Raw genomic sequence first — 24,943 nt, 5'->3', positions numbered from 1 at the left:
GCAGAGGCGTGTACGCTCTGAACGATGAAGCCTCGGATTCGTGAGCGTGCCCGGACACACGTCCCTGCCCTGCTTCTCGGGTTCGCCCTCGCGCCGGGCTGCGGCGCGCCCGCGACCGAGACGCCCGCGAAGGGCCCGGACGAACCCGCGACGACGACGACGGCGGCCAAGGCCGGCTGTGCCGTGCTCTCGATCAACGATACCTACCGGATCGAATCGTTGCCGCGCGACCGAGGCGGCATGGCGCGTGTCCGCACGCTCCGAAAGGAGCTCGAAAAAAAGCACCCGGATCTCGTGGTGCTGCACGCGGGCGACCTCCTGTTTCCGTCACTCTTGAGCAACATGTACAAGGGTCGGCAGATGATCGACGCCATGAACCGGCTCGACGGCCGGGAGGGGCGCGACGAGCGGCTCTTCGTGGTCCTCGGCAATCACGAGTTCGACAAGGAGGATCCGAACGTCCTCACGGCGCGGCTCGGGGAGTCGGAGTTCCGCTGGCTGTCGAGCAACGTGCATTTCAAGGTGAACGAGCAGAACAAGCCCGCGGTGACGTGGCCTGAAGGCAAGGTGCTGCCGCGGACGATCGTGCCCTGCGGAGCGCTGAAAGTCGGGATCTTCGGCGTGACGATTGGAGCGAACGCGCCGTACGTCGCGAGTGTCCACGACCCGATCGAGGCCGCGCGCACACAGACGGCGGCGCTCCGAAACGAGGGCGCAGACGTGGTCGTCGGGCTCACGCACCTGTCGATGACCACAGACCATGCGCTGCTCAAACGGCTCGGCGCCGAGGGGCCGGACGTCCTCCTCGGCGGGCACGAACATCAACAGCAAAAAGCCATGGTCGAGGGTCGCGGAATCTACAAGGCCGACGCGGACGCGGTGAGCGCAAACGTGCTCACGATCGATCGTTCGAGTGGCAACCTTCGGATCTCCCACGAATGGGTCCCGCTCGAAGGCGCGGCCGTGCCCGAGGATCCCGAGATGAACGCGTGGGTCGATGACACGTTACGAAAACACGAGGAGGAATACTGCGCGCAGCAGACGCCGCCCGCAGGCGCGGGGTGCCTCGGCGAGGTGCTGGGCACCGCCGGGGAAGAGCTCGCCGCCGAGGAACTCGAGATTCGTTGCTTCGAGACGAACCTCGGCGACTGGATCGTCGATCTCGCGCTCGGCGCCTTCCCCGACGCGAAGAAGCGCCCCGAGGTCGCCTTCGTGAACAGCGGTTCGCTCCGGCTGGGCTTGAACCTGCCCAAAGGCGAGCCGATCACGCGGAGGCGCATCGAGGAGCTCTTCGCGTATTCGGCGGAGCTCCGGCTCCTGGAGATCACCGGGGAAACCTTGCAAAAGGTGCTGAACCGCAGCATCGAGGACTGGACGGGCCAGGGGCACTTCCTGCAGATCGCCGGATTCACCTTCGAGCACAATCCGAAAGAAAAGACGGCCTCGAAGCTGACGTTGCTCGGCGCCAAACCTCGCACGATAGAGTCGAAGGACGTGATTTACGCGGTGACGACCGCTTATTTGATCACGCCCAATGTAAAAGGAAACCAGGACGGCTACACGATGCTGAATCCGTCGATGGTCGTGGCCAAGGGGCCGGATCTGAAGCAGCTCGTGCTGAATGCGCTCGACGCGCTGAAAAAGCAGGGCCAATCGCTCGCGCCGAAGGTCGACGGGCGCATCTACAATACGAACGGGAAAAAGGGTTGTCAGGCGCTCTGATGTTCAGAGCACCCGCCGCACCCGCCGCCGCTCTTCGATCATGTGTTGCGTGATGCGTTGTTTGCCGTCGGCGCCCTCGACGAGCGTCCAGACGTCGTGCTCGCGCTTGCGGCCGGCGCTCGCCAGCAGGATGTCCGCCGCTCGTTCGGCCGGGATCAGGCCGTCCGGGCGGCCCGGCAATTCGACGACCGCGACACGTGCGGCGAGGCCCTCCATCACGTCGAGCATGTGCTGAACGACGCGACGGAAGGCCTCCTCGCCAAACCCCTCGCGGGGTCCCGCTCCGAAAAACAGGAGCTTGTCGAACGTGAGGCGCGGCTTGGCCGGGACCATCAACACCTCGCCGAGCTTGCCCGTCAAGAAGCCGCTCCGGAGCAGCCCGGAGAGATGCCCGGCGAGGCGCCAATCACAAAGGCCAAAGGCGCCGTGCACCGGGCGCGCGTCCGACCACACGCTGCACGCGAGGATCTCGGTGTCGAGATCGTCCAGGCTCGTGAGCTCGGGGTTGCAGAAGCGGAGCTCCACCTCCCGCCCCGTTACACGCTGATCGCGCCCTTGCGGAACTCGCTGCGGGCGATCTTGACGTTCACGCAGGACGGTTTGTCCGCGGCGAAGGCCGCGTCGAGCGCCGGGCCGAGGTCCTCGGTGCGCTCGACCCAATACCCCACGCCGCCGAGCGCCTCGACGACCTTTTCGTAACGCGTGTATTCGAGCGCCGTGGCCGGCGAGCGATCCGCGCCGTAGAGATCGACCTGGCCGCGGCGAATCTGCATCCACGCGGCGTCGTTGCCGATGATGCTGATGACCGGAATGCCTTGCCGCGCGAGCGCCTCGAACTCGGCCGCGTTGAAGCCGAACGAGCCGTCGCCGTAAATGAGCACGACACGCGCGCCGGGGCGGGCGAGCTTCGCGGCCATCGCATACCCGGGGCCCACGCCGAGCGTGCCGAGCGGGCCCGGATCCATCCAGAGCTGCGGCCATTCGAGCTTGATCACGTTCGCCGCAGTGGCCACGAAATCGCCGCCGTCGCCGATGACGATGTCCTCCTTGCCGAGGCGTTTTCCGATCTCGTCGCAGACGCGCAGCGGGTTCGGCGGGTCGGTCGTGGCGTCGATCTCGGGCTGCATCTTGGCCCGCGACTTGTCCTCGGCCGCGCGCATCGCCGCGATCCAGCCGGGCGCGCGCTTCTCCTTCACCTCGGCGAGGAGCTGCTCCAGGACGAGGCCGCTGTCGCCGTGAATGGCGACGTCGACCTTGCGGTTTCTGCCGATCTCGTTGCCGTCGAGGTCAATCTGGATGACACGCGCACCCGGATTGATGGCGCGGCCATATTCGAGGCGAAAATCGAAGGGCGTGCCGAGGACGACGCAGAGATCGGTTTGTCCAAGCGCGACACGACGCGACCGGGCGAAGAAGTTCGGGTGCGCGTGCGGCAGGCCGCCGCGCGCCATGCCGTTCAAGAAATACGGGGCGTCGATCGCATCGGCGAACGCGCGCAAAATCTCCTTGCGCGGCGACCAGCGGAGCTGCGTGCCGACGATGAACATGGGCCGCTCGGCCTCGCGCAACATGGCCGCGGCGCGGGCGATCGCGTGCGGATTGCCGGCGGGGCGCGGGGGTTCGTCGAAAGGAACCGTGGCGGGCGGCGCGTCGTCGCCGAAGTTCATGAGGAGATCGAGCGGCATCTCCAGGAAGACCGGGCCGGGGACGTTGCCTTGCGCGATGCGGAAGGCGGCGTCGATGTACTCCTGGAGGCGGTCGGTGGAGGGAACGGAGACGCTCCACTTCGTGATGGGGCGCATGAGCTCGACGTGGTTCATGTCCTGGAGCGAGCCCATGTCGGCGAGCAAGCGCGGGCCGGCGCCGCCGATCACGATCATCGGGATGCCGGCGCGCTGGGCATTGGCGACGGCCGTGACGGTGTCGGTGACGCCGGGGCCGGCCGTGACCGCGCAAACGCCGGGCTTGCCCGTAACGCGCGCCCAGGCGTCGGCCGCGTGCCCCGCGGTCTGCTCGTGCCGGACGTCGACGACGCGGATGCCGTCGTCGAGACACCCATCGTAAATGGCCTGGATGTGCCCGCCGCAGAGGGTGAAGAGGTGGGTGACCCCGTGCCGCGCGAGCGCCTTCGATACGAGCCTGCCGCCGTGGACCTGTGCCATGGCGGGGCGTATACCACGGGAGGGCCGGGCGATGATAGGCTCCCGCCATGACGAACCGGGTCGCGTGGAGGATGGGGTGGGGCACCGCGGCAGCCGTGGCGCTCGTTTGCTGGGGCTGCTCGGGCGACGATCCAGGCGCAAATGCGACGGGATCCGGAGGATCCGGGGGATCCGCGGGCGCAGGCGGCGACGCGGGCGCGGGCGGCAGCGCAGGCGCGGGCGGGGGCGGCGGCGCGGGCTCGCGCGGGCCCGCGTACGAGGCCGGGACGGCATTCTGTCCGGCGGACGACGGCGTGCGCCGGATCAAGCTCGTGAACAATTGCAGTGAGACACGCTGGTTCAAGATGGATGGCCGGACCACACCGACGTGGGCCCGGCCGACGTCGTGCGCGTGGAACGGCGCGGCGTGCGGCGATCCCGAGGGCGTGGGGCAATGCACGGAGATCGCGAAGAACATGGCCGGCGGCGAGGATCCGGGGCTCGTGTATTGCAAGGGCAGCGCCTGCGCGTGCAACCCGTTCTTCGAACTCGAGCCGGGCGAGCAGCACGAGATCGTGATGCCGAACGACGCCGCGTTCCCGAGCGGGACGGGCTGGCTCGCGACGGGGTGCAATCCGTACGGCAATGGCTGCGAGGTCGGAAACGAGGCCGCGAAGAACGCCACGTTCGAGTTCACGTATGACAACCCCGGCCAGGGTTCGCTCTACTACGACATCAGCGCCGTCAACGCGTGGACGACGGCGAGCTCGGTCGGCATGAAGAGCTGCGGGGGCGGCGCGCCGGATCCGAACAACATTTTCTGGTGCCGCGGGACGGGGTGCCGGTTCGACGTGAACACGCAATGCCCGGACGGCTCGGACGCGTTCGCGCCGGCGCCCGCGGGGTGCGAGGAGTGCCCCACGATGATCGATGGCAATGGGAAGAAGGTGATCGCCGGCTCGTGCGGGACGTGCCCGGACGGCGATTCGGCGAACCGCATCCCCACGGGCACCGTGTTCAACGCCGGCAACATCGGCGGGCCCGAGTGGACGTGGAACGGCGCGCCCGATTTTGCGGTCGGGTTCGGCCACGACGAGGGGGTGCACGCGAATCGACGGTACACGTGTGGACCCGCGGGCTGCACGGACGCGGAGCCGGGCAAGGCGAATACGTGCCTCGGCGGGTGTGACCTCTGCACGGCGACGCAGAAGGTGGGCGCCGGGGACGACGCCTGCCTCAAGTATTGCTGCCCCGACTCGGTGCACACGTACAATGGTTTTACCTACCGGTACGACAGCGCGGGCTGCACCGCGCTCGGGGTGCAGGCGGGCACCGATTACAGCCCCGCCGTGAAGGGCGCGTGTCCGTACGTGTACACGTTCGGCTATGAGGACCACTCGTCGACGTTCCTGTGCACGACGAGCGCGTCGCTCCTCATTCAAGCTTGCCCCGATCCGGTCGATTTTCCGTCAAAGATCACGCCCTAGGACAACGAGCAGGTTCTCCCGTGTCGATTCTCTGGGAAGATGTCCGTTATCTGGAAGCCGTCGCCCGCGCGGGCGGCGTGGGCGGCGCCGCCCGCGAGCTCGGCGTGTCGGTGTCGACCGTGTACCGGCGCATTGCCATCCTCGAAGCCGCCGTGGGCACGCCGTGTCTGGAGCGCGGCCCAGGCACCGGCGGTTTGACCGAAACCGGGGCCATGCTCGCGCAGGTCGGTCACCGCATGCGCAAGGCCATCGCCGACGTCGCAGGGCAGGTGCATGCACAGGCCACGGAGATCGTCGGCGAGGTCAGCCTCACGACCGTGGAGGCCTTGCTCCCCTTTCTCGTGGAGCCGATCGCCGAGCTCACCGCGCAATACCCCTTGCGCGTGAGCCTCATCCTCGCCGATTCGGGGCCGAGCGTGCGGGACCGCGAGGTCGACGTCGCGATCGGCATCATGCGGCGGCCGCCGCCCGGGTGCTGGGGGATCCGGCTGGGCAAACTCCCGTACGGTATCTTCGGGACGGCGGCGGCCGTCCGGCGCGAGCCCGAGCCGCAATGGGTCGCGCGCGCGCTGAGCGAGCGCTCTTCGCCCGAGTCGGCGTGGGAGCGCGAGCACGCCACCCACATCGCCGCACGCGCGCAGTTCAGCGCGCTCGTATCGCTCGTCGCCGGCGGCGTGGGCGTCGGGCTCATTCCGCGCGCCCTTGCCGCGCTCCACCCCGAGCTCGTGGAGATGCACGCCTATCGTGAGCGCGTCGCGCCGCTCGAACGGACCGCGTGGCTGCTCACCCACCCCGACCTGCGCAAGACCCCACGCGTGCGGGTGCTCATGGACGCGCTCGCGCGGCGGTTTCGCGCGGCGCTTTGAGCCCGGCGGTCGCACGCCTGCAAACGTCCTTCGCGAAAACGCGAGAAGACAAACGGATGCGCACGTCGCAGAAAGGGGCCACCAAAACAGGAGGCGCCCATGAAACTTGCTTCACCTCGATATGCCACGTTCCAGGTCGGTCTGCTCATCACCCTCGCGCTCGGCGCGTTCGGCCTCGCTTGCTCGTCGAGCGACGCCCAGACCCCCGCCGAGGGGCCGGGCTACACCGAATGCGGAGACGTCACCTGCTCGCCCGGTCAACACTGCGCGCAGCCCACGGTCTCCATTTGCGAGGAGGGTTGCCTCACCGACGAGAACTGCCCCGCGGGGCAGGTCTGTGATCCGGACGGGCTCAACTTCCGGAAATGTATCGGCTCCACCAAGCCCCCCCCGACCATGGACAGCCTCGCCGCGTGCAAGGCGGCCTGCGACCATTTCCAGACCTGCGGCCTCGCCGCGGCCGATACGGCCCAGTGTCGCACCGATTGCGAGGGCCTCACCAACGACCAGCGGGCCGTCATCGCCAATTGCGGCGACGACGCGTGCTCGACGGTACCGCAATGCCTCGGCGTGGAATGCCTCTCGGACAAAGACTGCGCGAACGGCCTGACCTGCGTCGGAAGCACCTGCCTCTGACCGTCGCCCTGAGCGCCCGCTAGACCTCGACCTTCTTCCACCGCCCCCGCGCATACGCCCAGCCGAGCAGCACGGCCCGACAAATCCAGTCCGCCGTGCTGCCCATCCACACGCCGGCGAGCCCGAGCTCGAGCTTGATCGCGCAAAACCAGGTCACGCTCGCCCGCACGAGGAAGCCGCAGAGGATCATCGTGCCGAGCACCGTGCGCGTGTCGCCCGCGCCGCGCAGCGCCATCGCCGTGACCATCGCGAACCCCATGAACGGCTGCGCGAACGCGCCCACGCGCATCGCCGGCACGGCCGTCTCCACGATCGTTCGATCCGGCGTGAACGCCGAGATGAGCAAGGGCGCCATCGTGAGGAACGAGAATCCCACGACGCTCAAGCACGCGACGGCGAGCAGCGCCGCGACACGGCCCGCGCGCGCGGCGTCGTCGGGCCGCTTCGCCCCGAGCTTCTGGCCCACGATCGCGCCCGCCGCGATTCCAAAACCGTCCGCCGAGAGCCACGAGATCGACTCGATGCTGACCGCCGCCTGATGCGCTGCGAGCGCGACCTCGCCGAGGAGCGCGATGACCGCGACATAGAACATGAAGCCGAGGTGATACGCGGCCTTCTCTCCGAACGCCGCGCCCGAGACGCGCAGCACGCGCATCAAAGCGTCAAAGTCGACGATGGGGGGCTTCGCTCCGGCGCGCGGAGCTGCGCCTCCCATCCCCCCCGCACCCTCGAAGCTCGCGCTGTGCAAGGGCAGCGGGCTCGTGTGGCGGAAGAGCGCGAAGGTGAGAAGGACGCCTTCGAGGGCCATCGTCGCCCCGTTCGCCACGGCGGCGCCGCGGATGCCGAGCTCGGGCAGGCCCAAGAGGCCGAAGATGAGCAACGCATTCAGCGCGAGGTTCAGGACGTTGCCGACGCCCGCGACCACGAGCGGCGTGCGCGTGTCCCCCGAAGCTTGCAGCGCCGCAGCCGCGATCGCCTCGACGAACGTGAGCGGCATGGCCCAGCACGCGATGCGGAGATACGCGCCCGCCTGCGCCTGCACGGCTGCTCCGGCGCGAGGAAAAAGGGTTCGGATGAAGGGACCTTCGGCGAAGAAGAGGGCACACGCGACGACGACGCCGAGCCCGACCGCAAAGAGGAGCGCGGCGCGAGCAGCGCGGGCCGCGCCGGGACGGTCACCGGCGCCGACGCGCCTGGCCACGACGGCGAGGGTGCCCGCGGAGAAGGCCGTGCAAACGGAGTTGAGCGTCCAGACCGTGGCGCCGCCGATCTGGATCGCCGCGAGCGCCGTGGGCGAGTACCGCCCGAGCAGGAGACGCCCGACCAGAAAGACGAGTGTGATCAAGAGCATGTGCGTGATCGCCGGCCAGGCGAGCGACCACACCTCGTTCAGGAGGGCGCGATCACCCTCACGAACGAGGCGAGCCTCTGCGGAAGCCGACGGACGCACGGCGCCGGGGGTGCCATGGCTCGGGCTTTCCGGCAAGGGGCGGACGGGGGCTTCGTGGTCGCGGCCGTGTGCAGCGGAGGGGACTTCCAGGTCCGTGTTGAGGTAGGGTGCAGCCATGCGGATCGGTCAACGCCTGAGCTCGCTGGTCATCTCCGACATTCGCGCGATGAGCCGCGCGTGTGAGGCGGTGGGCGGGATCAACCTCGGGCAAGGCGTGTGCGATCTGCCCACGCCGCCGCCCGTGGCGCGCGCGGCGAACGCCGCGATCGACGCGAGCGTGGCGATCTACACTGCTCCCGAAGGGATCCTGCCGCTGCGGCAAGCGATCGCGGCCGATCTGAAGAAACGCTACGGGCGCGACGTGGATCCGGCGAGTGAAGTGGTGGTGACGTCGGGCGCGACGGGCGCGTTCGCGGCGGCGTGCCTCGCGCTGCTCGATCCCGGCGACGAGGTGATCCTGTTCGAGCCTTATTACGGCTACCACTTGAACACGATCCTCGCGCTCGGGCTCGTGCCCGTGCTCGTGCCGACGCGGCCTCCGTCGTGGGAAATCGATCGGGAGGCTTTTGCGCGGGCGATCGGGCCGCGGACGCGCGCGGTGGTCGTGTGCACGCCGTCGAACCCGAGCGGCAAGGTGTGGAGCGAGGAGGAGCTCGACTGGCTCGCGGACGCGATCGAGGGGCACGACCTCGTGGCGATCACCGACGAGATCTACGAGCACATCGTCTTCGACGGGCAGAAGCACGTGCCGCTCGCGACGCGGAAACACGCGCGGGACCGCACGGTGTCGATCTCGGGGTTTTCAAAGACGTTCGCGGTGACGGGCTGGCGGTGCGGGTATCTGACGGCGCCGCCCGACGCCGCGCGGCGGATCACGGTGGCGCACGATCTGCTCTACGTCTGCGCGCCGACGCCGCTGCAACACGCGATGGTGGCGGGGCTCGGGATGCCGGACGAATACTTCGCCTCGATCGGGCAGAGCTACCAGAAGAAGCGCGATATCCTCTGCAGCGCGCTCGCGGACGCGGGGCTCACGCCGTACGTGCCGCGGGGCGCGTATTACGTGCTCGCCGACATCCGCAGGCTCGGCGCGCCCACCGCGAAGGCCGCGGCGATGCTGCTGCTCGAACGGATCCGCATCGCGAGCGTGCCCGGCACCTCGTTTTACGGGGATCCGGTGGGCGAGACGCTCTCTCGATTCTGCTTCGCGAAAGAAGACGACGTGCTGGAAGAGGCGGCGCGGCGCATTCGATCGCTTTGAAGGACTTCCGCAAGCGGGCATGATCTCGGGTCGGACAGGGCAATGAGCGGCGGCGAACTCATCGGCGATAGATACAGCCTCGTACGGCAAATCGGGACGGGCGCGCTCGGCGCCGTCTGGGAGGCGGAGGACCACACAGCGTCGCGGCAGGTCGCGCTGAAGCTCCTCAGCATTCCGAACCTGGAAGTCGGGCAGCGGCTCGGCGAGGAGGCGCGCGCGGCGCAAGCCACCAAGCACCCCACGCTGGTCACGATCCACGACGTGGGCGAGACGGGAAGCGGCGAGCCCTTCGTCGCGATGGAGCTGCTCGCGGGCGAGACGCTCGCCGACCGGCTCGCGCGCGAGCGCGTGCTGCCGCCGCCGCTCGCCGCGCAGATCGGGCGTGACATCGCGACGGCGCTGTCGATCGCGCACGGGGCACGGCTCGTCCACGGGGACCTGCGGCCGGCGAACGTGTTCTTGCAGGGAGAACCGGGCACGGACGATCCGGGCGTGAAGCTCTTGGATCTGTGGGTCGCGCGCGCGGTGCCGGCGGTCGTCGCGGAGACGCTCGGCCTGGGTTCGCCGTCGTATCGGAGCCCGGAGCAGCTCGCCGCGCCCGAGTCGTTCGACGTGCGGACCGATCTCTGGTCGCTCGGCGTGGTGCTGTTCGAGATGCTCGCGGGGCAGCGTCCTTTCGAGGGCGGGCGCGCGGACATCACGGCGCGGATCTCGAGCGGCCCGGCGCCGCGGGTCTCGCAGCTCGCGCCCGCGGTGGATCCGGCGCTCGAAGAGATCGTGGCGCGGTGCATGGAGCGCGAGCGCGACAAACGGATCGGCAGCGCGATGGTCGTCGCGCACATGCTCGAAGTGTTCGCGGCGCAGGGGCGGAAACCGGCAGCGCCCGCGGCTCCGGCGAAGGTTCACGACGAAAACACGAATGGCTCGATGCGCGCGCCGATGCTGGACGAGCCGCCGATGCCGCGGGGCCAGCTCGGCACGCTGGTCATGGCCGAATCGGCGCCGTCCACGCCCGCGCCCGCGCCTCGGTCGTCGCCTGCGTCGGGGAGTTTTTCGGCGTCGTCGTCGGGAGGTCCGCTCGGCACGCTGGTCATGGCTCCGCCCTCGTCTTCGCCGCGGACCGAGGAGACGGCGCGGCGGCCCAGACCGGCGTACGTCGCGCCGCCGCGGTCCTCGCGCGATTCGGAGCCGACGCAGGTCTATGTCGAGCCGTCCGGCGTGTTCACGCCGCCGCCGATGCCCATGGCCGGCGCGCACATCGAGGACGAGCCGACCGCGCCGCCGCCGACCGCGCCGCCGCCCGGCACCACGGCGCCGACGATCGTAGGCGCGCGGCAGCAGCAGATGACGGTGACGGAGCTGCACCATCGGCCGGCGCAACGCGTGAACGACGTCAGCAAGATGGGGTTTTACCTCGCGGCTGCGGTGGGGGCGGCGATCGTCTTCCTCATCGGGTTTTTCGTGATCTTCCTTTTGCTCTGAAGAACGAATTCAACGCGCATCCGCGGCCGGCGGCCCCTTGAACATACGCCGCAGGCCGCCGAACCACACGACGATCGTGAGGAGCAGCGCGCCGAGCGTGATCGGCAAAGCCTTGTCATTCGGGGCCGCGACGCCGATGACGAGGACGAGCACGCAGGCGAGCACGCAGATCCCCGCGACGAGGCGATACCACGGGCCGAGCGAAAAGGGCCCCATCGTGGTCCAGGTCCGGCCATACGCGAAGAGACCGAGCGCGATGGGCATGCCGTAGGAGATGTAGAGAAAAATCGTGCAGACCGCGGTGATCGTCGAATACACGGGCGTGTAGACGGTGAACCCCGTGCTCACGGCCGCGACGACCCAGATTGCATGGGCGGGCGTCCTGTGGTCCGCGCTCACGCGGCGGAGGGACGCGGAGAAGGGCAGGCCGCCGTCGCGGGCAAACGCATACGTCATGCGCGAGGCGCTGGTGACGGTGGCGAGGCCGCAAAGATACTGAGCGATGCCGATTCCGACGTAGAGGGAGATCTGGAAGGGGCGCGGGAGGATCTCGCCCATCACCCAGAAGAACACGCTCGGGCCTTTCGAGGCGGCGACCTCCACGCTCGGCATGGCGAGGAGGATCGAGGCCACCATCAGGTAGCCAAAAATGCCCGACAGGAGCACGGCGCGCAGAATGGCCCGGGGCACGTTCATCGCGGCGCCGACGGTCTCCTCCGCGGTATGCGCGGAGGCGTCGAACCCGGTGACCGTGTACGCCGGCATGAGCAGGCCGAGCAAAAAGAGCCAGCCCATGCTCTTCGTGGCAGGCCAGACGTCGCCGCCGCCCGCGCCGCTGAAATTCGTGAACGTGAGGAGCCGCGACGCTTCGAGGCGCGGCGCATAAACGAGCATGGAGACCGTGAGGACGGTCGCGACCACGAAGATGAGATACCCGCTGAAATCGGTGAGGCGCGTGGTGAGGCGAATGCCGCGGTGATTGAAGAGGGCCTGCGTCGCGGTGATGACGACGACGGCGGCGAGCTGATGGCCCGGGCCGAGTGTCGCGGGGTCGATACCCACGACGGGGCCGAGCGAGCTTGCGATGAAGAGATACGCGCCGACGTTGATCGCGGAGAGGACCGTGACGAGGCCGACGAGGTTGAACCAGGCCGTCGCCCAGCCGAGGCCCTTTCCGCCGAGGAGGGACGCCCAGTGATAGAGGCCGCCCGCCGTGGGAAACGCCGAGGCGAGCTGCGCCATCGCGAGCGCGAAGCAAAAGGAGAGCAGGCAGGAGAGCGGCCAGCCGAGGCCAATGGAGGCGCCGCCCGCCGCGGAGAGGCCGAGGTGATAGGAGGTGAGGCCGCCGGCGAGGATGCAGATGATCGAGAAGGAGACGGCGAAATTCGAGAATCCGCTCATCCGCCGGAGGAGCTCCTGGGCATACCCCATCCGGTGGAGCAGGCGGACGTCGTCCGCGATGACCTCGGATTCGGCAGGCGGGGTGGGTTCGGTGGGAACGTCGCTGCGCGCAGGGTCTTCCATGGGAGGCTCGCCGAGGAGAGCTTCCAGGGTAGGCGAGCGCGCGGCGACGTGGATCAGTTTTTCGGGGAGGATTCGAGAAGGACGGCGAGGTCTCCGTCGAGGACACGCTCGACATGGGGGCTCACGCCCCCGGTGATCTCGTCCCGCACGAGCCGCTGCGGCGCGAAGACATAACTGCGCCGCTGGTGCCCGAATCGAGCGACCGGTCGAGCGCCGCGCCTTTCGGCCGCAGCCTGTTCGCGTCGCTCGAGCTCGAGCTCGACGAGCTTGCTCCGGAGGAGCCGGAGCGCGCTCGCGCGGTTTTGAAGCTGGCTGCGCTCCGACCGAGCGACGATGACGATCCCCGTCGGAACGTGCCGCATCCGGACCGCCGACGCGACCTTGTTGACGTTCTGTCCGCCGGGCCCGCCGGCGCACATCGTGGTCACCTCGAGATCATCGTCGCGAATCTCGACGGGAATCGCGTCGTCGATATCGAGCAAGACCTCGACCGCGACGAACGAGGTTTGTCGCCGATCCCCTCTGCCGAAAGGGCTCACGCGCACGAGCCGATGGACGCCGGTCTCGCCCCGGAGAGCGCCGTAGACACCGGCGCCCGGAATCCGGAGCGCGGCGCCGTCGATCCCGGCTTCGTCTCCTTCCTGCCGGTGAAGCTCCTCGACGACGAGCCCCCGCCGCGCCGCCCAGCGGAGATACATCCGCAAGAGCATGGCCGCGAAGTCTTTGGCGTCGACGCCGCCCGCGCCGGGTTGAAGGGACACGATCGCGCCCATGCACCCCTCCGGTTCGGGTGGCGCGCACGATCGCTCCGCCTCGCGAAGCTCGACCTCGATACCTGCGAGATCAGCTTCGGCCGCGGCGAGCGCGTCCGCGTCGCCTTCGTGGAGGGCGAGCAAAACAAACGGATGCGTCTCGTCGAGCGCGCGCTCGGCGTGGGAGATCCGATCGTTCAGGGCGCCGAGACGTGCTCGCTCCGCAAGGAGCTGCTCCGCACGTTCGCGGTCGCGCCAGAGGTCGGTTTCGCTGAGAAGGAAGTCGAGTTCGGCGAGGCGCCGCGCCTGCCGGGGAAGGTCAAAGACCGTCGCGGAGCCGGGTCAGGCGTCGACGAAGCTCGGCGAGGCGTTCGAGGATGGGAGAATTCATGCATCATCGTATACATGACGGCGCTCCCTTCGTCAAAGGCGACCAGGCTGCCGAGGACATGTCCATGAAATCCCGAACCCACATTTCTTTCCGCAGGGAGGAGACCTTCCGCGCCGTGCCGCATCGCCTCGACGAGGTCTTGCTCGACGAAGACCGCGCCGTCGCGGTCCGGCGCGAGGACGTCGAGAAGGGGGTCTATGTCTTGCACGGCGTGATGTCGCCGAAGGAATGCAAGCGATTGATCACCACGGCGGAGGCGATCGGCTTCACGCACGCGGGGCTCGCCATTGGCAACGACACGTACCGGGTGAACCTCGCGGCCCGCAACAACCTGCGCGTCGTGCTCGACGCGCCGCCGCTCGCCGAAGGGCTCTGGGCACGCATTCGTGGCCACGTGGATACGGAGCACGAGGCCTCGCCCCTCGTAGGCCTGAACGATCGCTTTCGGGTCTATCGATACGAGGTCGGCCAGCGCTTCTCCCCGCACGTCGACGTGCGCACGGCCGTGCCGCGGGGGGAGACGCGCGCGTCGCTCATGATTTATTTGAACGAAGGCTTCGAGGGCGGCTCGACGCGCTTCTTCGAGGAGAAGGACAAGAAGAGCCGCCGCGGGGAGGGGCGAGGGCGCAAATTCAACAATCGCGTGCGATTCGCGGTGCGTCCGGCCCCGGGGAGTGTCGTCGTGTTCGACCACCTGCTCTTGCACGAGGGCGCCGAGGTCACGGCCGGCGTGAAGTATGCGGTGCGCTCCGATCTCATCTATGCATCAGACAGGTGACGGGACGGGCTGCCTTGCTCCGGAACCGCTCCAATCTTGTGCCGCCTGAGCTCGGTCCTCTAGAATGATTCGGCGCGGAGACCTGGCATGCGATCGCTCGTCGTTGGCTTGGTTTTCGTGTGGTTCGTCGTGCTCGGACCGGCGTGCTGGGATCCCGAGTGCAAGAACCCGAAGAGGGGGCCGCCGAACGGCGAGGCCGGCGCGAGGGAGGGGGTTCTCGTTCAATGCAACGTGGTCTTGACCTGCGCCTCAGGATTCCAAGGCGGGGGTGACCATCAAGACGCCTTGCAGGGAGCGGAGGACGCGCAGATCATCGACCGCAGAAGCGCCTGGGAGAACGAAGACGCGTGCATCGAAAGGGCCAAGGACCGCGGAATCTCGAGTTCCTGCCACAAGATCGAGGTCTCCCCCCAGATATCTGCCTCGACCCCCCCGGCTCAAACGGCTGCGGCTCGAGCCCCGGGGACGGCACCGTCATCATCGTCGGGAGCGCGGCCAGCGGCGATTTCAAGAGCGAGCCGCAGGGGATGGGCGGAACGGATGGCCAGGGCGGCGAGGACGGCGCGGGGGGCCAGGGCGGATTTTAGGACGACCCTCGGGAAAGAGCCTCAATCCCTCGTACGAGGCGGCCGATACCACTGCGGCTTGTTTTTGAGCGCCGGGCACCTCCGCTCCCCCTCCGCAATGTAGCAATCACTGTAAGCCTTCCAGTCCGCATGTCTCCATGTGTCGAGATCAGGCGAAGGGCTGCACTGCTCGTGTACCTCGTACAAGATCCGCCAATGGAGCGCCCCCTCTTCATCCTCGCACGGCTTGCACCAGATGGAATCCAGCTCCGTGCACGCCACGTGGTTCGGGCACCGGGACATCACGCAGCCGGCTTGGCACGCTTCCTCCAGCCCCTTGTCCGGGTTGCAGATCTCCCCCCCTGCCTCGCACAGCTCGAACACCGCCGCGAGGTCCTTATCGCAAGCATCCGCCCCCAGCGTGTCCGACGACGCGCGGCGGACCTTCAAGCCCACCCCCACGGCGACGGCGATCGGCAAAGCGATGGCTGCGGCGAAGAGCTTCTTTCGGCGGGTCATCAGCGGCTCCCTCGTGCTCGTCGCGGCCACTCTACACGATCCGCCCCACGGGCGCGAGTCCACCTTCGTGGCATGGATCGTCCCCGTCGTATCCGCTAGCGTCGACCGTCCCCTCATCGAAGGAAGTCGAGAATGGCAGACAGGTTCATCGATCAGGACGAGGTCACGATTTACGGTCCTTATGCCTCGAACAAGATCCGCAAGAAGCTCCTCGGCCTCATCCCCGAATACGATCCTGCATTGAACTACGCCGCCGACCAGATCGACGCCCACACCACCGCCGTGAAATGGGCCGTGGAGGCCGCGCGCGGCACGGACGCCTCGCGCAGGCAGGGCGCACGGAGCAAGGCGCCGCTCCTCAAGCAGGCCCGCACCCTCCTCGGCAAATTCAGCACCCACCTCGGCGCGCACGACAACGGCGCCGTCGACCGAAAGGTGTTTTTCACGAAAGACGGCACCGCCGGTGGTGTCGGAAAGGCCGCCGCCGACGTGGTCCTCGCCGTCGCCCACATCACGACGAAGCTCACCGCGCCCGGCTGCGCCGTGCGCGAGGCAGCACATTGGCACGGTCGATTCGATGCGATGACGAAGTCGCTCACGCCCGTCGTCGCGTTCGCCGACGACGCCCGCGTCGACAGGCAATCCCTCACGCCCGAGGTCGAGACGACGAGGCAAGTCTGGCTCAATGGGTATGTCGCCGCGAAGGCGCTCTGCGAGAGCCTCCTCCGCCACCTCGGCCGCGTCGAACAGCTCCGCCTTTACTTCTACGACCTCCAGGTCCCCGCCGGCACGAAGGTCACCGGACCCCCGGCCGAGGAGCCGGACGCGCGCGAGGCCGAGGATACGGACGAGGACGCGGGCGACGCGTAACCCGAGCGTCGGCAGCGGGGCCGGTCACCAGCCCTCCCAAGGCCCCGAGCGTCGCTTGGGCACGTGGGAGGGGCGGTTCCCGGCCGACCTGGTGATGCCTGGGGGCTCGGGCGGCGACGGACCAGGGCCTTGGGCCAGCGCAGGCCTGCGTAGCGTGTGCCGACCAGGGCTTCGAGCGAGGCTCGGAGGATCGGGCGGGCGGGTGAACGGTCCCGCGAGCGAGGTCAGGCGCTCCCAGCGGCGCGCCCTCGGCTCAATGCACCCCACCCACGAGCCACGCATACCCAGGCACGAGCACCTCCTCGGGGCTCGCGCCGCCCTGGGTCGCAGGCGCCGTGCCGCGCGCGTCACACGAGAGCCGGAAGCCATGATCGCCGAAGACGAAGAGCAACGTGCGCGGCGGCGAGCTCTCGACGAAACGCGAGATCACCTGCGCCGCCTCGTCCGCGATGCCGCCGAGTCGCTCGTCGAAGCCGGGGCCGACGCCACGCAAGCGCGCCTCGACGAGGTCGAGCTTGAAGACTTCTTTGGTGCCGTACCGCTCGCGGCGAATCGTGGAGAGGGCGCGGCCGCGGACGATGTCGGGCTCGGGGCCCGGCTCGGGCAAGGGGTCGCGTAGGCCCTCGGGGCCACGGCCGAGGAGCGCGACCTGCGCCGGCGTGGTCGTGGGGAGCGCGCTCCAGAGCAAGGTGCGGTCGACGCAAACGGCGCGGCCCTGCAAGGTCGGCTTGAGGCGCGCCATGACACGCTCGCCGAGGTCGAAGCGGAGGGAGTCGACGAGGAGCAGGCGCACGGCGCGGGCGTTGTTGAGGCGCGCGATCCGCGCCGCCACGTCGGGCGCGTCGAGGACCATCAGCGGTCGCTTGCCGGTCGCGCGGATCGCGGCGAACCCTTCCGTGTAGCTGTGCTCGAAGGCCGTACGGAAGCCGTCGACGACGCGCTGGACGGAGCCGTCGGCGTGGCCCCGCGAGAGCGCGCCGATGAGGGGCATGTAACGGGTCGCGAAGAGCCGATCGATGACGCCCGCGGGCTTGGGGCCCCGCGCGTTGTCGAGGTCCATCGCGAAGGCGCGCCACTCGGCCGCCGAAAGGACCCGCTCGACCGGCGAGGGAGCGACCGGCGGCGAGGGCGGCGCGAGGTCGGAGGGCAAGGGCGGCGGCGGCGGGAGCGTGTCGGCCGCAGGGGCGTTTCTCGCCGCAGGCGCGGCGGCGGCCTCGGGCTCACGGTCGCGCGGGGGCTCACGGTCGCGCGGGGGCTCGCGGTCCCGCAGGGGCTCACGGTCGCGCGTGGCCTCGAGCGCGGGCGAGGAGGGCGTGCGGCGCGGCGCCGGGGCGGCGGGCTCCGCGGACGCCGCGTCCATGGGCGGCGGCGGGGTCGACTTGAACGCGCGCGGCGCGCCGTCCGCCGTGGGCATCGGGGTCGGCGTCGGTCGGGGGCCCGACTTCAGGCCACGCAGGCGGCCGATCGGCGCGCGCTCGGGCGCCGCGTCGGCCTCGGGCGGGCCGGAGTCATGCATCGTGATGGGACGCACGTCGCTCGGCTCGGCCTCGGGCGGCGGCGCGGGCGGCGTGAGGGGCGGCCGGGCGACGACGCGCGAGTGCTCGGGGAGGGCGCGGCGCGTGGGGGCGGCTTCGGCGACGAGCTCGTCGAGGCGGACGGGCGCGAGGATCCGGAGGCCACGGTCGCCCTCGTCGAGGACGAGCGCCACGGGGCCAGCCTGGGCCGCTTCGTTGAAGACCGAGAGCACGGCGCTGTCGGAGGGCCCGAGCGCGGGGGCGTCGCCCGAGGTGTCGGCGAGCGTGGTGAGCGGCGGCAAGGCGAGGGCGAGGCCAAAGGAGCCGAGGCCACGGGCGCGGACGACCTGATCGCGCAGGGAGGCGGCGCCGTCGACGTCGGCGCTCACGGACGGCGGGGGGGCGCCGCGCATGGCGAGGGCGCTCTCGACGGCCTCCTCGACGGCCTGGCGCAGCCGTCCGGGCGCCGGGGGGCGCACGATGCTGGCGACCACGTAGCCGCGGCCGCGCAGCTCCGAGAGGAGCTCGGCTTTGCGGGGAGCGGCGACGAAAAACGCGCCAAACGACGGTCGCACGGGCGGAGAGGGGGAGCCCGAAGGCGCGGGGGCCTGCACCAAGCGCATGAAGGGTCCCTTGCCAGAGAGGACGAGAAACGGACGAATTTTCGGCGAGCCAAAGACCCGGCAGGCTAGTCCGGGAAAGAGGAGACCTTCCCATGCATGAGCCTCGACGCTTCCCGATCGCCCGGTTCTTCAGCTTCGTCGCCCTGACCCTCGCGCCCCTCGCCGCCGGCTGCTCGGACGACCCCGCCCAGACGCCCCCCCCGCCCGCGGGGGATCCCTTCGGGCCGATCGGCGAGCGCGCCGATCTGCCCGTGAGCGAGCGCGTCCAGATCGAGAACCTCGCTTCACCCGTGGACGTCGTGCGTGACACGGACGGGCGGCCGCACATCTTCGCGTCGAGCTTCGAGGACGCGATGCGCGTGCAGGGCTACCTCGTGGCGCAGGATCGGCACCTGCAGATCGAGTTCTACCGCCGCGTGTCCGAGGGCCGGCTCGCCGAGATCCTCGCCGACGCGGACGCGAGCGTGATCGACAACGACATCGTGTTCCGCAGCCTCGGCCTGCACCGGGTCGCGAAGAAGCAGTACGAGACGCTCGGGGCCGAGGAAAAAACCCTCGTCGACGCGTTCGCCGATGGCATCACCCAGCACTTCCGCGCGCTCCGGAACCGCGAGGCGGCGCTGCCCGCGGCGGCCTTCCTCGTCCCGGTCGATGCGTTCACCGACTTCACGGGCCCGGACGCGCTCGCGATCGCGCGGCTCCAGTCGTACCTGCTCTCGCACTCGGCCGACGCAGAGCTCGCGGACACGATCTCGATCCAGACGCTCGGGAAGGCGTTCCCGAACAACGCGGGTGATCCGCTGGTCGCGGCGCGAAGCGGCATCCTCCGCGAACTCTACCGGTTCGCGCCCTACGAGCCGGCGACGACGACCACGGGGTATCCGATGGGCCAAGGCGGCGCGAAAAACCCCGCGCCCTCCCCTCTCCTGCCCGACCTCGGCGCGCGGACGGAGCGGTACCGCGAGGCCCTGCGCAAGGTGAAGGATCTGTTTGCGCCCGAAGGATTCGGCTCGAACAACTGGGCCGTCGCGGCGGGGAGGAGCGACACGGGGCACGCGCTGCTCGCGAGTGATCCGCACCTGACGCTCGCCGCGCCCTCGATCTTCTGGCCCGTCGCGATGGAGGTGACGCCGAAGGATCCATCCGCGCGGGTAAAGGTCTCGGGGCTCGCGTTCCCCGGCATCCCGGGGATCATCCTGGGGCACAACGAGCACATCGCCTGGGGCGCGACGGTCGCCGGCTACGACGTGACCGATCTCTACGCCGAGACGATCACGCCGGATGGCAAGTCGGTCGTGTTCGGCGGGAAGAACGTCGCGATCGAGACGATCGACGAGGTGATCCAGATCCAGGCCGGCGCACCGTACACCTACAAGGTCCCGGTCGTGCCGCACCACGGGGCGATGCTGCCGGAGATCCTGCCGGATCACACGGTGGCGCCGCTCGACCCGGCGAAGGGCGCGGTCAGCGTGCGCTGGACCGGCGACGAACCGACGAACGAGCTCGCGGCGATCCTCCACCTGTTGAGGTCCAAGAACGTCGACGAGGCGAAGCTCGCGCTCGACGGGTTTCAGGTCGGCGCGCAGAACTGGATGATCGCGGACACGCAAGGCAACGTGCTCTGGACCTCGCACGCGAAGCTGCCGACCCGCGCGCCGGCGGCCGTCGCGTGGAGCCCCGCGACGTTCTCGGGCACGATCCCGTGCCTCGTGCTCCCGGGCGATGGCTCGGCCGAGTGGACGGGCGCGTTGCCGGATCACCTCGTTCCCTGGGAGAAAAACCCCGCCGCGGGCTTCCTCGCGACGGCGAACAACGATCCGATCGGCGACTCGCTCGACGGCGATCCCTCGAACGGCGCGCTCCCCGACGGCACGCCGATGTACCTCGGGTGCTCCTGGGACATCGGCTTCCGCGAAGGTCGCATCCAGGAGCGGCTCGCAGGGCTCGACAAGGCGACGCCCGAGGATCTCGCGAAGATCCAGGGGGACGCGAAATCAGCCCTCGGCTCGCGCCTGACGCCCGCGCTGATCGAGGCGATCGATCGGGCCGAAGCGGAGCGCAAGACGCCTGGGACGCACCCGGATCTCACGGCCGTGGTGGCCGATCCCAGCTACGACGCGGCGGCGATCCAGAAGGTGCACGCGCTGCTCACGGCGTGGGGCACGGAAGCCGGCTACGAGGCCGCGAGCGGGATCGATCCGGAGACGAACAAGCCGCTCCCGGAGGAGGGCGACACGGCGATCGAGGCGCGCGCGGCGCAGGCGACGCTCGTGTTCAACGCGTGGCTCCTGCGGCTCGTCGAGCGCGTCCTGGGGGACGAGCTCGAGCATGCGGGCCGGCCCTTCGTGCCGCGGGATCAAAAGGCCAAGGCGATCCTCGCGATCACGCGCGACACACCCGCGACGCTCCCGACGTACGACCCGATCACGAAGGAGAGCGCGCTCTGGGACGACATGGCGACGCCGGCGATCGAGACGAAGCACGAGCGGATCGTGCGCGCGCTCCTCGACGCGCTCGGGACGCTCGCGGAGGACGTCGGCGCCGACATCGGCGCCTACCGCTGGGGCGCACGGCACCGCGTCCGCTTCGAGGCGATCCTCCCGGTCCTCGGTCAGCTCTCGATCCCGCCGCTCGGCGATCCGGTTTTTCCGGACGGTTTTCCGCGACACGGCGACAACTTCTCGGTCGACTCGTCCGACTTCTCCCTCACCGCCCGGCTCGACGTGACGCCGCGCTACGACTACGATTTCGGCCCGACGCAGCGACTCGTCGTGGACCTCGATCCGGAAGGTCCGCGTGCATGGAACGCGCTGCCGGGGGGCGTGGTGTGGGACTCGCAGAGCCCGCATTTCCGCGACCAAGCCGAGCTCTGGCGGAAGAACCAGACGCGGCGGGTCCCCTTCTTGCTTCCCGAGGTGGTGGCTGCGGCCGAGTCACGAATGGTCGTGACGCGGAAGTAGCCTCCCCAAAGGAGGGCGGGTTGGTCCTGCGCCGCATCCTCACGAGCGCTGCGTCCGGGTTCGACAAGACCGTCGGCACGGCGATGCTCGTGCGGGGGGACATGATCCGCTCCTTCGATCCCGCGGGCCTCGGCCCCGAGGCCCGCATCGACCTGCTCTCCACGATCCGCGCGATCTACGACAAGCCCGAGTTCTTCACGGCGCCGAGCTCGTTCTTTGGGGAACCAACGATCCCCCACGTCGAGCTCGCCCGGGTGCGCCTCCTCGGCGGGCCCGATCCCGGCATGGTGCTCGACGCGACGTGGCCGAGCGAGTTCGAGCCGCTCGAAGCGAGCGTGCGCACGGACTACCTCGGCCACACGCTGAATCGCACCGCGACGGCGCGGCTGTTTTTGCACGCTACGCCCCGCCCGGTCGTGATCCTCGTGCACGGCTACCGGTGCGGGGCGTTCGCGCTCGAGGAGCGGCTCTGGCCCGTGCCCTGGATCTTCGAGCTCGGGCTCGACGTGGCGATGGCGGTCCTGCCCTTCCACGCGTGCCGCGCGCCGAAGGGGACGGCGCTCTTTCCCTCGCCGGACATGCGCTTCACGATCGAGGGGTTTCGCCAGGCGATCATGGATCTCCGCGCGCTCGCGGCGCTCCTCTGCGACCGGGGCGCGTCGTCGGTCGGCGTGATGGGCATGAGCCTCGGCGGCTACACGACGGGGCTCTGGGCCACGATCGACCCGACGCTCGCGTTCGCGGTGCCGATCGTGCCGTGCGCGTCGATCGCCGACGTGGCGCGCGCGGTGGGGCTGCTCGTCGGCACGCCGGAGCAGCAGGCGGCGCAGCACCAGGCGATCGAAGCGACGTTACGCGTGGTCAGCCCGCTCGGGCGGCCCACGTCGATCCCGCCCGAGCGATTCCTCGTCGTCGGGGCGGCGGGGGATCAAATCACGCCGCTCGATCACGCGCGGCGCATGGCCGAGCATTTTCACGCGCCGCTGGAGACGTTCCACGGCGGCCACCTCTTGCAGTTCGGCCGGGCGGACGCGTTCCGCGCGGTGCGTCGGATGCTCGCGCGGATCGGGATCATCGAGACGCGCCACGCCGCGGCGTGACGCGTCTCTCCCTCACCTCAACCGAGGATCACTGCACGCACTTGTCGACGCCGGCGCCCGTGCAATCGGCGTCCGCCGTACACTCGCACGCGCCGCTCGTGGTGTTGCACTTGCCGTAGCCGTTGCAGTCCGCGTCCATCTTACACCCGCCCGTCATCATCGGCTCGGCGGTGCAGTACTTCGCGCCGTTGTCGTCCTCGCCGATGCACTTCAGGGGCGCCGTGCAATCGGCGTCCGCCGCGCAGCCTTCCGCGCAGATCTTGAAGTCGTTCTCGGTCAGGCACTTGTTGTCCGGAAGCGCACCGTTGAACGTGCAATCGGCGTCCGCCTTGCATTGCGGGGCGCCGCACACGCCGTTGTCACACGTGTAGTTGTTCGGGTAGTCCATGCCGGGGCAGTTCGGCAGGCCCATCGGACAGCAATCCACGGCCATCGCGCACGACTTGCCGCAGTAGCCGCCCGAAGGCGTGCCGCCGCCCATGCCGCCGCCGCCGCCCATGCCGCCGCCGCCGCCCATGCCGCCCGTCGCGCCGGAGCCGCCGCTGCCGCCCGAGCCGCCCGTATCGTCGCCGCACGCGGCGAGGCCCAAGAAGCTCATAGAAACCACGGCAAGAATCGAAAGCATTCGCATGTGAAGTCTCCTTTGAATCCGTGGTCATTCCACGGATGTCTACCGACGCCGCTCCCTGACACGAGGGGGCGTCAAGGTCAAAACTTCCCATGCGTAACGTCGTTACGATTCGGTCCGCGACATATTTGCGACCGTCCCCCTCACAATTGCCTTCACGAGTTCGGGCTTGACGACCTTTCCGAGTGCATTGCGCGGAAGCGACATCACCACGATGACCTCGCGCGGAACCTTGTACAGCGCCATTCGCTCTTTCGCCCAGCCACGCAGCACCTCCGGCGCGCATTCCGCGGCGCGACCCGGCGCGGCGACGACGACCGCGACGACACGCTCGCCCCACGCTTCGTCGGGCAACCCCACGACCGCGACCTCGGCGACGGCCGCGTTTTCCCGCAGCGCCTCCTCGATCTCCAGGGCCGAAAGCTTGTACCCGCCGCTCTTCAAGATGTCGACGCTGGTTCGCCCGAGCAAACGTAGGTAGCCATCCTCGGCGCGCTCGGCCACATCGCCGGTGCGGAACCAGCGGCCCTCGGCAAACGCGTCCTGCGTGGCCTGCTCGCGGCCGAGGTACCCCTTGAACACGCTGGGGCCGCGAATCCAGAGCTCGCCAGGGCCCCGTTCGAGGTCATTGCCCGCCTCGTCGACGATCCGCGCCTCGACCGAGCGCGGAGGCAAACCCACCGAGCCGGAGCGCCGGCCCGAAGGATCGAGGGTGTTCGTCGCGCCAACCCCGATCTCGGTCATGCCGAAACGCTCGAGGGGGATCGTGCCCGTGACGGCGCGCCAGCGCTCGGCCAGGGTGACGGGGAGCGCGGCCGAGCCGCTCGTCGCGAGGCGCAAACCACGCGCGCCGCTCGCCCACCGCGCCCGCGTCGGCTCGTCGGCCGCGTCGAACGCCTCGAAGAGCTTCTGGTACATCGTGGGCACGGCCATCCAGACCGTCGGCGGGTTTGGCCTGCAAAACGTCTCCCACACGCGCCGCGCCTCGAAGCGCGGGAGCAGCCGCGCCGCGGCGCCCGCGAGCAGCGTGGTGAGCAGCGAGATCCCGAGGCCGTGCAGGTGATGCAGCGGCAGCGCGTGGAGCAGCCGATCGCCCTCGCCGAACGCCCACGCCTCGCGCAAAATCGCGGCCTGCACGTCGACGTTCGCGTGCGTGATCATCGCGCCCTTGGGTTTGCCCGTGGTGCCGCTCGTGTAGAGCAGGAGCGCGACGTCGTCGGGTTCGAGCGGGGCCGCGTCGCCCTCGGGCCGCGGGCCGTCGGCGAGCGTCTCCGCGAAGAGGACGCGGCGGCCTTCGCAGAGCAAGGCGCCACGCTCGTGCTGATCCTCGGAGACGATCACCGCGGCCGCGCGCGCGTCCTCGCCGAACCAGGCGAGCTCGGCGGGCGGATAAAGCGGCGAGAGCGGCAAGGCCACGCCGCCCGCGAGGATCGTGCCGAAGAAGGCTTCGAGCCAGAGCGCGCCGGGCGAGACGAGGATGGCCACGGCGCGGCCTTCGAGCGAAGGCGCGCCCTCCGTGAGCGCGAGGCGGACGCGCTGGGCGCGATCCCACAGCTCGGCGAAGGTGCGGCTCCGCGCGTCGTCCTCCACGGCGAGCCGCTCTTCGTGCTGGAAGCTTGCGAGGCGCGTGACGAAGGGAGAGGGCATCGTGAACTCGGGGCTCGATTCGAGGG

At 69.5% G+C, this 24,943-nt stretch carries 19 protein-coding genes and 1 pseudogene; 10 read left to right on the top strand and 10 right to left on the bottom strand.

Going from position 1 to position 24,943, the window contains the following annotated elements; genetic code table 11:
* Positions 1 to 24 precede the first annotated feature (24 nt).
* A complete protein-coding gene (locus E8A74_RS38410) occupies positions 25 to 1,722 on the top strand; it encodes a bifunctional metallophosphatase/5'-nucleotidase (RefSeq protein WP_136934078.1) in 1,698 nt (565 codons plus the stop codon).
* A 3-nt stretch (positions 1,723 to 1,725) separates the two neighbouring features.
* On the opposite strand, the gene E8A74_RS38405 is transcribed toward E8A74_RS38410, so the two are convergent.
* A complete protein-coding gene (locus E8A74_RS38405; RefSeq protein WP_136934077.1) occupies positions 1,726 to 2,247 on the bottom strand; it encodes a M17 family peptidase N-terminal domain-containing protein in 522 nt (173 codons plus the stop codon).
* A gap of 11 nt (positions 2,248 to 2,258) precedes the next feature.
* Positions 2,259 to 3,884: a thiamine pyrophosphate-binding protein gene (locus E8A74_RS38400; protein WP_136934076.1), complete on the bottom strand. Its 1,626-nt coding sequence runs from the start codon at positions 3,882 to 3,884 to the stop codon at positions 2,259 to 2,261.
* A 47-nt stretch (positions 3,885 to 3,931) separates the two neighbouring features.
* On the opposite strand from E8A74_RS38400, the gene E8A74_RS53215 reads away from it, so the two are divergent.
* The 3 genes from E8A74_RS53215 to E8A74_RS54285 all read left to right on the top strand — a co-directional run bounded on the left by E8A74_RS53215 (position 3,932) and on the right by E8A74_RS54285 (position 6,852).
* Positions 3,932 to 5,350, top strand: a complete 1,419-nt coding sequence (locus tag E8A74_RS53215; RefSeq protein WP_170229694.1) for a hypothetical protein — start codon at positions 3,932 to 3,934, stop codon at positions 5,348 to 5,350.
* 20 nt (positions 5,351 to 5,370) lie between these two features.
* Complete coding sequence (locus tag E8A74_RS38390; RefSeq protein ID WP_170229693.1) at positions 5,371 to 6,216, top strand: LysR family transcriptional regulator; 846 nt, start codon at positions 5,371 to 5,373, stop codon at positions 6,214 to 6,216.
* 99 nt (positions 6,217 to 6,315) lie between these two features.
* Positions 6,316 to 6,852 (top strand): hypothetical protein, encoded by a 537-nt coding sequence (locus E8A74_RS54285; RefSeq protein ID WP_211365545.1) that lies wholly within the window; start codon positions 6,316 to 6,318, stop codon positions 6,850 to 6,852.
* 19 nt (positions 6,853 to 6,871) lie between these two features.
* On the opposite strand, the gene E8A74_RS38380 is transcribed toward E8A74_RS54285, so the two are convergent.
* Positions 6,872 to 8,302, bottom strand: coding sequence for an MATE family efflux transporter (locus tag E8A74_RS38380; protein ID WP_170229692.1), 1,431 nt, complete (start codon positions 8,300 to 8,302; stop codon positions 6,872 to 6,874).
* 115 nt (positions 8,303 to 8,417) lie between these two features.
* On the opposite strand from E8A74_RS38380, the gene E8A74_RS38375 reads away from it, so the two are divergent.
* Entirely contained in the window at positions 8,418 to 9,563 is a 1,146-nt protein-coding gene (locus E8A74_RS38375) for a pyridoxal phosphate-dependent aminotransferase (RefSeq protein WP_136934073.1), read from the top strand.
* Positions 9,564 to 9,605: 42 nt separating this feature from the next.
* Positions 9,606 to 11,045, top strand: a complete 1,440-nt coding sequence (locus E8A74_RS38370; RefSeq protein WP_136934072.1) for a serine/threonine-protein kinase — start codon at positions 9,606 to 9,608, stop codon at positions 11,043 to 11,045.
* 9 nt (positions 11,046 to 11,054) lie between these two features.
* Here E8A74_RS38370 and E8A74_RS38365 read toward each other — a convergent pair whose 3' ends face one another.
* The 3 genes and pseudogenes from E8A74_RS38365 to E8A74_RS55140 form a co-directional block, all read right to left on the bottom strand.
* On the bottom strand, positions 11,055 to 12,569 hold the full coding sequence (locus tag E8A74_RS38365; RefSeq protein ID WP_136934071.1) for an amino acid permease: 1,515 nt from the start codon (positions 12,567 to 12,569) through the stop codon (positions 11,055 to 11,057).
* A gap of 53 nt (positions 12,570 to 12,622) precedes the next feature.
* On the bottom strand, positions 12,623 to 13,051 hold the full coding sequence (locus tag E8A74_RS55145) for a peptide chain release factor family protein (protein WP_269749918.1): 429 nt from the start codon (positions 13,049 to 13,051) through the stop codon (positions 12,623 to 12,625).
* 18 nt (positions 13,052 to 13,069) lie between these two features.
* Positions 13,070 to 13,612, bottom strand: a pseudogene (locus E8A74_RS55140) (PCRF domain-containing protein); the annotation flags it as partial.
* A 164-nt stretch (positions 13,613 to 13,776) separates the two neighbouring features.
* Between E8A74_RS55140 and E8A74_RS38355 the strand changes: the two are divergent.
* On the top strand, positions 13,777 to 14,490 hold the full coding sequence (locus tag E8A74_RS38355; RefSeq protein ID WP_136934069.1) for a 2OG-Fe(II) oxygenase: 714 nt from the start codon (positions 13,777 to 13,779) through the stop codon (positions 14,488 to 14,490).
* Positions 14,491 to 15,098: 608 nt separating this feature from the next.
* On the opposite strand, the gene E8A74_RS38350 is transcribed toward E8A74_RS38355, so the two are convergent.
* A complete protein-coding gene (locus E8A74_RS38350; protein ID WP_136934068.1) occupies positions 15,099 to 15,575 on the bottom strand; it encodes a hypothetical protein in 477 nt (158 codons plus the stop codon).
* A gap of 132 nt (positions 15,576 to 15,707) precedes the next feature.
* Here E8A74_RS38350 and E8A74_RS53210 point away from each other — a divergent pair, with 132 nt between their 5' ends.
* Positions 15,708 to 16,445: a hypothetical protein gene (locus tag E8A74_RS53210; protein WP_170229691.1), complete on the top strand. Its 738-nt coding sequence runs from the start codon at positions 15,708 to 15,710 to the stop codon at positions 16,443 to 16,445.
* A 253-nt stretch (positions 16,446 to 16,698) separates the two neighbouring features.
* Here E8A74_RS53210 and E8A74_RS38340 read toward each other — a convergent pair whose 3' ends face one another.
* The gene (locus E8A74_RS38340; protein ID WP_136934067.1) at positions 16,699 to 18,534 is read right to left on the bottom strand and encodes a hypothetical protein; all 1,836 of its coding nucleotides are present in this window, start codon (positions 18,532 to 18,534) and stop codon (positions 16,699 to 16,701) included.
* A gap of 140 nt (positions 18,535 to 18,674) precedes the next feature.
* Between E8A74_RS38340 and E8A74_RS38335 the strand changes: the two genes are divergently transcribed.
* Together E8A74_RS38335 and E8A74_RS38330 are read left to right on the top strand one after the other, a co-directional pair.
* The gene (locus E8A74_RS38335) at positions 18,675 to 21,542 is read left to right on the top strand and encodes a penicillin acylase family protein (protein WP_136934066.1); all 2,868 of its coding nucleotides are present in this window, start codon (positions 18,675 to 18,677) and stop codon (positions 21,540 to 21,542) included.
* 20 nt (positions 21,543 to 21,562) lie between these two features.
* Positions 21,563 to 22,642 carry an alpha/beta hydrolase family protein gene (locus E8A74_RS38330; RefSeq protein ID WP_136934065.1) on the top strand — a complete coding sequence of 360 codons (1,080 nt, stop codon included), beginning with the start codon at positions 21,563 to 21,565 and terminating at the stop codon, positions 22,640 to 22,642.
* A 28-nt stretch (positions 22,643 to 22,670) separates the two neighbouring features.
* Here E8A74_RS38330 and E8A74_RS38325 read toward each other — a convergent pair whose 3' ends face one another.
* Positions 22,671 to 23,273 carry a hypothetical protein gene (locus E8A74_RS38325; protein ID WP_170229689.1) on the bottom strand — a complete coding sequence of 201 codons (603 nt, stop codon included), beginning with the start codon at positions 23,271 to 23,273 and terminating at the stop codon, positions 22,671 to 22,673.
* 102 nt (positions 23,274 to 23,375) lie between these two features.
* Positions 23,376 to 24,917 (bottom strand): AMP-binding protein, encoded by a 1,542-nt coding sequence (locus E8A74_RS38315; RefSeq protein ID WP_136934063.1) that lies wholly within the window; start codon positions 24,915 to 24,917, stop codon positions 23,376 to 23,378.
* Positions 24,918 to 24,943 lie beyond the last annotated feature (26 nt).

Origin of the sequence: Polyangium fumosum, assembly GCF_005144585.1 — a bacterium.
Classification (GTDB): Bacteria; Myxococcota_A; Polyangia; order Polyangiales; family Polyangiaceae; genus Polyangium; species Polyangium fumosum.
Note: the sequence above shows the minus strand (reverse complement) of the source record. Positions and strands in the feature narration are given on the sequence as shown.

Bases quoted from the DNA above. Each gene is read 5' to 3' on its own strand.
- E8A74_RS38410 (WP_136934078.1), top strand. From the start codon at position 25: ATGAAGCCTCGGATTCGTGAGCGTGCCCGGACACACGTCCCTGCCCTG.
- E8A74_RS38400 (WP_136934076.1), bottom strand. From the start codon at position 3,884: ATGGCACAGGTCCACGGCGGCAGGCTCGTATCGAAGGCGCTCGCGCGG.
- E8A74_RS53215 (WP_170229694.1), top strand. From the start codon at position 3,932: ATGACGAACCGGGTCGCGTGGAGGATGGGGTGGGGCACCGCGGCAGCC.
- E8A74_RS54285 (WP_211365545.1), top strand. From the start codon at position 6,316: ATGAAACTTGCTTCACCTCGATATGCCACGTTCCAGGTCGGTCTGCTC.
- E8A74_RS38375 (WP_136934073.1), top strand. From the start codon at position 8,418: ATGCGGATCGGTCAACGCCTGAGCTCGCTGGTCATCTCCGACATTCGC.
- E8A74_RS38370 (WP_136934072.1), top strand. From the start codon at position 9,606: ATGAGCGGCGGCGAACTCATCGGCGATAGATACAGCCTCGTACGGCAA.
- E8A74_RS38365 (WP_136934071.1), bottom strand. From the start codon at position 12,569: ATGGAAGACCCTGCGCGCAGCGACGTTCCCACCGAACCCACCCCGCCT.
- E8A74_RS38355 (WP_136934069.1), top strand. From the start codon at position 13,777: ATGAAATCCCGAACCCACATTTCTTTCCGCAGGGAGGAGACCTTCCGC.
- E8A74_RS38350 (WP_136934068.1), bottom strand. From the start codon at position 15,575: ATGACCCGCCGAAAGAAGCTCTTCGCCGCAGCCATCGCTTTGCCGATC.
- E8A74_RS53210 (WP_170229691.1), top strand. From the start codon at position 15,708: ATGGCAGACAGGTTCATCGATCAGGACGAGGTCACGATTTACGGTCCT.
- E8A74_RS38335 (WP_136934066.1), top strand. From the start codon at position 18,675: ATGCATGAGCCTCGACGCTTCCCGATCGCCCGGTTCTTCAGCTTCGTC.
- E8A74_RS38325 (WP_170229689.1), bottom strand. From the start codon at position 23,273: ATGCGAATGCTTTCGATTCTTGCCGTGGTTTCTATGAGCTTCTTGGGC.
- E8A74_RS38315 (WP_136934063.1), bottom strand. From the start codon at position 24,917: ATGCCCTCTCCCTTCGTCACGCGCCTCGCAAGCTTCCAGCACGAAGAG.